At 65.6% G+C, this 5510-nt stretch carries 4 protein-coding genes; 1 reads left to right on the forward strand and 3 read right to left on the reverse strand.

What is annotated here, in order from left to right; translation table 11 throughout:
• From AC5JJ6_RS39495 to AC5JJ6_RS39505, 3 genes are all read right to left on the reverse strand, one after another.
• A partial coding sequence (locus tag AC5JJ6_RS39495; RefSeq protein ID WP_496047289.1) for an ABC transporter permease occupies positions 1 to 804 on the reverse strand: 804 nt, incomplete at its 3' end.
• Between the two features lie 292 nt (positions 805 to 1096).
• Positions 1097 to 2344 carry a glycosyltransferase family 4 protein gene (locus AC5JJ6_RS39500; RefSeq protein WP_496047290.1) on the reverse strand — a complete coding sequence of 416 codons (1248 nt, stop codon included), beginning with the start codon at positions 2342 to 2344 and terminating at the stop codon, positions 1097 to 1099.
• A 14-nt stretch (positions 2345 to 2358) separates the two neighbouring features.
• Positions 2359 to 3606: a glycosyltransferase family 4 protein gene (locus AC5JJ6_RS39505; RefSeq protein WP_496047291.1), complete on the reverse strand. Its 1248-nt coding sequence runs from the start codon at positions 3604 to 3606 to the stop codon at positions 2359 to 2361.
• Between the two features lie 520 nt (positions 3607 to 4126).
• On the opposite strand from AC5JJ6_RS39505, the gene AC5JJ6_RS39510 reads away from it, so the two are divergent.
• Positions 4127 to 5434: a nucleotide sugar dehydrogenase gene (locus tag AC5JJ6_RS39510; protein ID WP_496047292.1), complete on the forward strand. Its 1308-nt coding sequence runs from the start codon at positions 4127 to 4129 to the stop codon at positions 5432 to 5434.
• Positions 5435 to 5510 lie beyond the last annotated feature (76 nt).

Below are 5510 nucleotides of genomic sequence, written 5' to 3' on the forward strand. Positions count from 1 at the left end.
CTGAACCGCGCTGTACAGGCGCTTGAAGCAGAAATAGGCAAGCCCGCTCAGCACGGCGGCCAGCACGATATGGCCGATGAAGTCGGTCATGTCGGGCATGGTGTTGTTGAGCGTGATGTCGTGGTATCCGACGATGATCCGGGTCAGCGGGTTCCAGGTCGTCACGAAGGACGCGACGGCGGGCGACAGGATCGACATCGGATAGACGATCGGGGTCAGCCAGAACCAGAAGGTCAGGATGATGCCGACCGCCTGGCCGACGTCCCGGAAGAAGACGTTGAGCGTGCCGAGCAGGATGCCGAGCGAGATCGCGATGGTCTGCTGGATGATCAGCAGCGGGATCATGCCGAGCAGCGCCCAGCCCGGAATGCGCCCGGTCACAATCAGAAGCGCCGCGAAGACCGCCATCATGATGACGAACTGGACGCCCTGCGAGATGACGACGACGACCGGCAGCGTGATCTTGGGGAAGCCCGCCTTCTTCAGCAGCATCGCGTTCTCGCCGAAGATGTTCAGCGACCGCAGGATCGTGCTGGAGAAGTAGGTCCAGTTGATGATGCCGATGCACAGGTAGATGGCGTACGACATGCTGTCGTCGGAACCGGGCAGCCTGCTCTTCAGGACCTCGACGAACAGCGTCATGTAGAGCAGGATCAAGGCGACCGCGTTCAGCACCGGCCAGAGCCAGCCGAGAACCGAGTTCAGCGACTGGAGCCGCATCTCCCGCGTCGCGGCGCTCCAGATGAAGGCGCGATAGTGCCACACAGGAGCCGCAAATGGCACTTTCGCAAACACGGCGCTCATGATAGATGCTGCATTGTAGTCATTTCCTTGACGCGAAGAGACAGCCGCATCCCGACTCCCGTTTCAGCCGACAAACACACCGGCAATTCAACCGTCAATCCACCGTCTTCCTGAAAAACACGGGCGATTAACAACTTTTTATCCGATATTTACTATATAAAGGCGGCGCGAATAGGAGCGGAACAGCATCTCATTGTCAAGGGCGCTCAGGTGCGGCGCACCAAATGCGGCGCCTCCGCATCCATTGGGCGCTTATCCCGTCACGCCGTCGTGCCGGCTCTCGGCCCTGCGGTCAGCACAGGGCGGCGTCGGCCATCAGCAAGGCCCCCGAGCGCTCGGCGAAGGCCTTGGGCGAGCAGCGTTCCCGTATCGTCAGGCTCGCGGCACGGCCCAGTTCGGCGGCATGGTCCGGATCGTCGCGCAGCCGCCGCAGATGCGCGGCGGCGTTCTCCGCCGACGGTTCGGCCCAAAGCTGATCGGCATGGTCATAGCTGCCCTGCGGATCGCGCGCGGGCACCAGGCAGTATGAAACCGGGCACGAATTGTGAAAATCCATGAAGTCGGTGTTGCCTGACCAGTTGGTCGCCACCACCGGCACCCCCCGGCCCATCGCTTCGGCCAGCGGCAGCCCGAATCCCTCCGACCGGTGCAGCAGCATGACCGCATCGCTGGAGGATACCAGCCGGTCCAGTTCGGTCCGGTCCATGGTCCGGTCGAGCACGCTGATGCGCGGGTCGCCGCCGATCAGGGCGGCCAGCTCAGCGTATCCGGCGGAATAGGCCGAAACATGGTGCGTCTTCAGGATGAGCCGCGCGTCGTTCCCGCCTTCGCCGAACGCCAGCTTGAACGCACGCACCGCCGCCAGCGGGTTCTTCCGCGTGAAGCCGGACGCCATGTTGAACGGCGTCAGCACGGTGAAGGGGCGGTCCGCCCGGCGCGGCGCCCGCTCGGCCGCCTGCCCGCCGCTTACCGGAACCGGATGGGCCACCACATGGACGAGCCGGTCGGTGTGGCGGCGGAAGGCGTCGGCGGTGAAGCGGCTGGGCACCCAGATCTCGTGGACGTGGTCCAGCGCCGCGATCCAGTCGTCCGGCAGGTCCGGCAATTCCCACGCGAAATAGCCGATGATCCGTTTCCCCTTCAGCGCCGCCCGGCCAAGCATCAGCAGGGCCAGCGGAGCCAGCGGCGCGTTGACGTGCAGGATCACCGTTCCCGGACCGGGCTGCACCGGAAGCCCCTTGTCGACCGGCTCCGCCGGATCGCCTCCCAGCATGACCTGGCTTACGTCGAAGCTGCGGACGTCGAGACCCTGGCTCCGCAAAGCCCGGATTGCCAGCCGGGCGCCCTCGCCCAGGCCCGTGGCGCTGGAAACCGGCCCGACGATGACGATCGGCTCAGCCGGGGCCGGGCCCGGCATGCGGGCGGCGGGTGCCGCCATCCGGGTCGTTCCGAACAGCAGGGAGCGGCGCAGCCCTGTCGGAATGCGGCGCCAGACGGCTCGGGCCGTATCCCTTGCGGTGTCCTTCGGCGAAAGCGGCATGTGTTCCGTGTCCGCTAGCGGGCGGTGCGCCGCTGCGGCAGGCGCGCCCGCGCCTCGCCCGCGGCCTGCGGCACCGCCGCATAGCTCGGCGCCGAGGGGGCCGAGGTGCCGGCGTCCAGCAGCAGCCTGGATATCCGGTCGCCGGCCTCGGACCAGCGGTCCTCGGCATGCTTGGAGATGCCCAGGACGCAGCGATGATAAAGTCCGGGATCGTCGAGGAACCTGCCGATGGCGTAGGCCAGCGCCTTGTCGTCCACGGAATCGGCTATGAGCCCGTTGATACCCGGAACGATCTGCTCGACCAGCGCGCCGGTCGGCGTCCCGACGACGGGCACGCCCGCCGCCTCGGCCAGCAGCATCACGCCGGACTGGCTCGCCTCGCGGTAGGGCAGCACGATCAGGTCGCTCCGCTCCAGGATTCCGGGAAGTTCGTCCTCGGGGATATAGCGGTTTTCGACCGTAACGTCGGCCAGCGCGTCGATCGCGGCGCGATAAGGCGTCAGGTCGCCGTCGCCATAGATGGCAAGGCTCAGGTCGGGATGCGTCCGCTTGAGCTGCCCGTAGGCATTCAGCAGCAGGTCCAGTCCCTTGTACGCGACGATCCGGCCGAAGAACAGCAGACGGCGGGGCAACGGACGGTCGGCCGTTCCGGCGCAGCCGCGCCTGGTGCTCGTATCGGTGAACTGGCTGAACGGACCGCAGGGTGCCACCGTAATGCGGTCCATGGACGCCTGATGCCGCGCTCGCAGGACCCGGCCGACGTGATCGCTCAGCACGACGTATCCGCTTGCCTGCTGGATTTCCCAGTCCAGCCACCACTGATAAGGCAGGAACCGCTCGCCCGGATGCAGTGTGGCGTCATGGATCGTGACGACATAGCGTGCGCCTGCCCGGCGGATCGCCGGCAGCATGAACGGGTTCCACAGGTGCTGCATGGTGCAGAGCACGAGGTCGATGTCGTGCTCCTCCAAATAGGCTTCGAAGGCGCGGCGGACCTGGCGGAGCCTGGACAGCGCCATGACGGCCGATCCGACGTCGCAGTAGGTGTCGATATCCAGACCGGGAAGGTTCAGGGCCTTGAGTTCGGCATACAGATCGCAGTTGCGCGAAATCGACAAGTGGACGTTGAACTCTTCGCGTCTGGAGAGTTCCCGTGCGACTTCCAAGCAGTAATGGGCTCCTCCGCCCCGCCTACCCCAATACCAGATCAGCAGGTTCTGCTTCCGGCCCTCGGGCGTCTTTCGCTTGTCAGTGCCGACCACTCAATAAGGCCCTCTCTGTCGTCGATTTCAGGGCTGGCCACGCACGGGGGACCTGCTGGATACCACCGCGTTCGTGTCAGACTTACCGCATGAACGAATCAGCCGAACAGGAGGCATCACTCTCATAGCTAATGACCTCCCCTGATCTCGTCAATTATCAAAGGGGCTTAGACTTCAGAAACACCCAACACCATCAGGCTAAGAGCAAAAGCAATATACCTTTTGTATTACCCCGACAGGGCCTTGGATGCGATGGGCCTTTCCTCAGCGCGTCGATCGTCTCTTCACCTCGGTTGAGGTCTATCCTCGCCTCGAAGGTGCGGAACAAGAGCACTGTTTTTGCACTCCTGAAGCTTTCGGCGTAGTGAGCGTTCCTTTATGCTCGATACGCGTGACTCCGGAATGCCTGCCCAAAGGCGTGCCGGTGACAGCGTCCCTTTCAGGAACAGCAACGCACCCCGACATATTCCAGAACGCCGTCGAGGCGTTGCGGGTTCCGAAGCTCAAGGCAGGTTCATCGGTGCGGACAACGACAATTGCGGTGATCGGCTTAGGCTATGTCGGCCTGCCCCTGGCGGTCGAACTCGCCCGCCACTTCCCCACGACCGGCTTCGACATCGACGCCCGCCGGATCGCCGAACTGCGGGACGGCCATGACCGCACGCGGGAAGTCGGACCGGAAGACCTGCGCGGCGGTCCGCTGACCCTGACCTCCGATCCGGCCCTGCTGCCGGGGCGCCAATTCTACATCGTGACGGTCCCGACGCCCGTGGACGCCCGGAACCAGCCCGACCTGGGCGCGGTGCTGGCGGCGTGCCGCACCGTCGGCGCCGCATTGCGCGACAGCGGCAAGTCCGAAGCGGATCCGAAGCCGGTCGTCGTGTTCGAGAGCACGGTCTACCCCGGCGTCACCGACGACATCTGCGGCCCGGCGCTGGAAGAAGCGTCCGGACTGGTCTGCGGCCGCGACTTCTTCCTGGGTTACTCGCCGGAACGGATCAACCCCGGCGACCGCGAGCATACCATTTCGCGGATCGTGAAAGTGGTCGCGGGCCAGACGGCGGAGGTTACGGACAGGCTGGCGGAGATCTACGGCGCAGTGACCAGCGCCGGCGTCTACCGCGCCGCCGGCATCAAGGTGGCCGAAGCCGCCAAGGTGATCGAGAACGCCCAGCGCGACATCAACATCGCCTTCATCAACGAAGTCTCGATGATCTTCGGCCGCCTCGGCATCTCGATCCACGACGTCCTGGAAGCGTCGTCGACCAAGTGGAACTTCCTGAACTTCCGTCCGGGCATGGTCGGCGGCCACTGCATCGGGGTCGATCCCTTCTATCTGGCGCATCTGGCGACCAGCATCGGACACCGCCCGGAAGTCATCCTGGCCGGCCGCCGGATCAACGAGACGATGCCCGGCTACATCGCCGACCAGATCGCCGAGCGCATCGCCGCGGCCGAGGCGCCGGCGGTATCCAGCCGCATCCTCGTCCTGGGCCTGACCTTCAAGGAGAACGTGCCGGACCTGCGGAACTCCAAGGTCGCCTCGCTGGTCAACCGCCTGCGCGACCACGGCTACCGCGTCGACGTCCACGACCCGCTGGCCGATCCGGCAGAGGCCGCCGAACTCTACGGCCTCACCCTGCGGCCGGGACTGGACAATGCCGATCCCTACGACTGCATCGTCGGCGCGGTGCCCCATGACGCCTACCGGACCCTGTCCGCTCCGGCCCTGACCCGCCTGATCCGGCCCGGAGGGCTGGTGGCCGACATCAAGGGCATGTGGCGCGGCCTGACGCTGCCCGAAGGCTACAGGCGCTGGGTCCTGTAATCCGCCCCCGATTCAGGCTGGCGCCGGTGCTCCGGTGCTCCGGTGCGCCGGTGCTCCGTTGCGCTGGTGCTCCGTT

This window comes from Skermanella sp. (genome assembly GCF_059503625.1).

Coding starts and splice junctions, on each gene's coding strand:
- AC5JJ6_RS39500 (WP_496047290.1), bottom strand. CDS start 2,344: ATGCCGCTTTCGCCGAAGGACACCGCAAGGGATACGGCCCGAGCCGTC.